Genomic DNA, 2659 nt, shown 5'->3' with positions numbered 1-2659 from the left:
TATCTCAACGGTCACTCCGATGTCATTGGTGGCGCGGTAGTGGCTGCTGATCCGCGCGAAGCGCAGGACTTGCGCGAGTGGGCCAATGTGGTGGGGACCGCGGGGGCACCCTTCGATTCCTGGCTGACCTTGCGCGGATTGCGGACGCTATTCCCACGCATGCAAAGCCAGCAGGCAAATGCCATGGCCGTGGCAAGGTTCCTGGCACAACATCCCGATGTCGCGGCGGTCCATTATCCGGGACTTCCTTCGCATCCCGGGCATGCCATTGCAGCACGTCAGCAACGCGGCTTCGGAGCGATGTTGAGTTTTGAGCTGACAGGTGGTGCCGAGGCTGTTCGTCGGTTTATCGCCAATGTTGAGTGCTTCACGCTCGCTGAATCGCTGGGCGGCGTCGAGAGTCTCATCGCTCATCCGTCGACCATGACTCATGCGGATATGGGACCTGATGCCAGGGCGACCGCCGGGATCAGTGACAGCCTTGTACGTATGTCGATCGGCCTGGAGGCCGAAGCCGATCTGATTTCGGGCCTGGAAATTGGATTGGCCGCTTTGTCGAACGCTGTCTGAGAAATGTAACCATCCGCCTTGATTGTCCGCATCCATGGGAACGATTCAATGTCGTGCCAAAGCGGCGCAACACTCTTGATCATGTCGCTTATTCGCCAGCGCTCGACAAACATGTGCCCGGCCCGCAATTTTCCATCTGGCGCCAATCGGTTTCAACGGTCATAGGCCGCGCCGAGTCTTTCCGGTAGCACCCAGACCGAACCCCCCGCTCCCGGGAAGGCTCTTCACCTCGCATAAGGATCCGACCCCAAAAGCCGGAACCGCCAGCGCTCGACTGCTAAGCAAGGCCAAGGCCGCAGCACGAACCCGGTGAGTGCGCCTGCCAACCTGTGTCACCAAAGCATTCGCCGTGTCGCATGGCAATGGCATAGCGCTGAAGCGCATCCGTCATGCCCGTCGGCAACGCCGCGATGTCAAGCTGGAGACCGACATCTTGCCGCTTTCGGATCGCGATCAATTGCCATCAACAGGTATCGTATGGGCACTCAGATCGTCCACCCGATCCGTCCCAGTCGCCCGGGGTCAACTGATTTCCCGGACATCGAAGGTGTTATGCTTGAGATGACAAAGAAACCTTTCTCCCTTCCATAACTTCACGTCGCGATTGGCAGCCTCGTCTCTCGCGATGATCAATGCTTCGCTGGCGTCCTCGGCGCAAAACTCGACAGTCTTGCCCGGTCCGATCCCGTCATTCGCAAATCTGAGGCGATTGACGTCGGTTCGTTTCACCATAATGCCTCCGTCTTCGGCTTCGTTGGAGTTCACCATAGCAGAACGCCCCGCCAATATACAGGTCGGGAGGCCTGGCAGCATTGACGCTGGTAGAGGGTTTGCAGGGGCCGATGCATCGTAAGGCCCTCACTTTTTGCTTTCGCGCTCGTACCACTTCGAAACGGGATGTGCAGTTGCAGCTTTTGCGATTGTCGCATCGCAAGGAACGGCGCAATCTACAGGTTGCGGGGCATCGACTTTGCAAACTATCCGCCCCGTGCTTGCGTTTGCTGCCCATGCCGCAAACGTCATGGAGGAGGCATCACATGGCCAGTCAGTGCGTTGCATTTCGCGATTCCAAAGGCGGTCTCCATGCCAGTCTTGAAGAGGCGACTCTCAAGGACCTTGCAGCCGTCCTTGGTCGCGTCGGTGACGAGGGCGGCATGACCGCCGGCGTTGCCAAGCTCGTCTTTGAAAAACGACAGGAAATCGAGCGCATCCTCGCCGAGCACGACCAGCTCACCGAGATGGTAGCCGACCGAGCGAACGTCGAACGGCTGCACGCCGTATAGAGCACGCAAGTTCAACCGGGCCGATAAGCATCAGTGCACCGGCGAATTCGCCACGAACGCTTGTAAATCCGGGCCAGGAAAGATCTACGCCCTGCGCGATTTCAGGCACTGGAAAGGGCTGCTCCTTCAGCCGAAAGAGCAGCCCCTCGACCAGCCTTTCAATGTTCTCGCCGGGTCTGTATCACTGCAGGGAGACAGCCGATTCCAGACCCACTCGGTGGCTCCAACGTACGAGGCTTCCGGGTCACAAACAGGCATACCGGAACATCGAGTGTCGGGCCATTATCCGCCAGCACATCATGCTTGCGGGGTAGCACCGCAATATTGCGGGTTCGTCTTGGCAATCGCATCGGCAATCATTGCCGCAAGGGCTTCCTCGGCCCTTACGCGCGCCGACGCATCGCCGCCGGCAAGGTCCTTGCGGATCCACTCGGGCGCGCGCTCGACGACTTTGAGGTTGATCTCGCTGACCTGTTTCATGACAGATGCCATTGCAGGTCCTGGCTGGAAGCTCAACCCGGTTAGCGGGTGTGCCCTGAAGCGGTCTGTGCCCCGCCGTTCCTGCAGGAGCGTCATCTGATCAGGACAAGCCCCCCGGCTTCCTCGAGCCGTACGCTTTCGCGCCGTGTTTGTATCAGCCACTTCGACTTAGGGCATTGCGCCCCAGCATCACGGGCTTCTTGCCATTCTTACTCCTGGAACGCGCATCCGCGTCATCCGAGCAATTTCATGAAATTGCGCTTGCGGCCATGACGCTGTCTGACTGCGATGACATAGGCACTATGTTCGGCACTACCATGCAGCGT

Annotated in this window: 4 protein-coding genes; 2 read left to right on the top strand and 2 right to left on the bottom strand. The window is 59.0% G+C overall.

What is annotated here, in order from left to right; genetic code table 11:
* A partial coding sequence (locus SPHV1_RS02895; protein WP_197277624.1) for a PLP-dependent transferase occupies positions 1-570 on the top strand: 570 nt, incomplete at its 5' end.
* 522 nt (positions 571-1092) lie between these two features.
* Here SPHV1_RS02895 and SPHV1_RS02885 read toward each other — a convergent pair.
* Entirely contained in the window at positions 1093-1338 is a 246-nt protein-coding gene (locus SPHV1_RS02885; RefSeq protein WP_231634471.1) for a hypothetical protein, read from the bottom strand.
* 269 nt (positions 1339-1607) lie between these two features.
* On the opposite strand from SPHV1_RS02885, the gene SPHV1_RS24230 reads away from it, so the two are divergent.
* A complete protein-coding gene (locus SPHV1_RS24230) occupies positions 1608-1853 on the top strand; it encodes a hypothetical protein (RefSeq protein WP_082430765.1) in 246 nt (81 codons plus the stop codon).
* 297 nt (positions 1854-2150) lie between these two features.
* Here SPHV1_RS24230 and SPHV1_RS02875 read toward each other — a convergent pair whose 3' ends face one another.
* Positions 2151-2345 carry a hypothetical protein gene (locus SPHV1_RS02875; protein WP_231634469.1) on the bottom strand — a complete coding sequence of 65 codons (195 nt, stop codon included), beginning with the start codon at positions 2343-2345 and terminating at the stop codon, positions 2151-2153.
* Positions 2346-2659: the final 314 nt, after the last annotated feature.

The sequence above is a fragment of the Novosphingobium sp. KN65.2 genome (assembly GCF_001368935.1).
Taxonomy (GTDB): domain Bacteria; phylum Pseudomonadota; class Alphaproteobacteria; order Sphingomonadales; family Sphingomonadaceae; genus Novosphingobium; species Novosphingobium mathurense.
Note: the sequence above shows the minus strand (reverse complement) of the source record. Positions and strands in the feature narration are given on the sequence as shown.

Excerpts from the sequence above, each read along its gene's own strand:
- SPHV1_RS24230 (WP_082430765.1), top strand. The coding sequence starts at position 1,608 with ATGGCCAGTCAGTGCGTTGCATTTCGCGATTCCAAAGGCGGTCTCCAT.
- SPHV1_RS02875 (WP_231634469.1), bottom strand. The coding sequence starts at position 2,345 with ATGGCATCTGTCATGAAACAGGTCAGCGAGATCAACCTCAAAGTCGTC.
- SPHV1_RS02885 (WP_231634471.1), bottom strand. The coding sequence starts at position 1,338 with ATGGTGAACTCCAACGAAGCCGAAGACGGAGGCATTATGGTGAAACGA.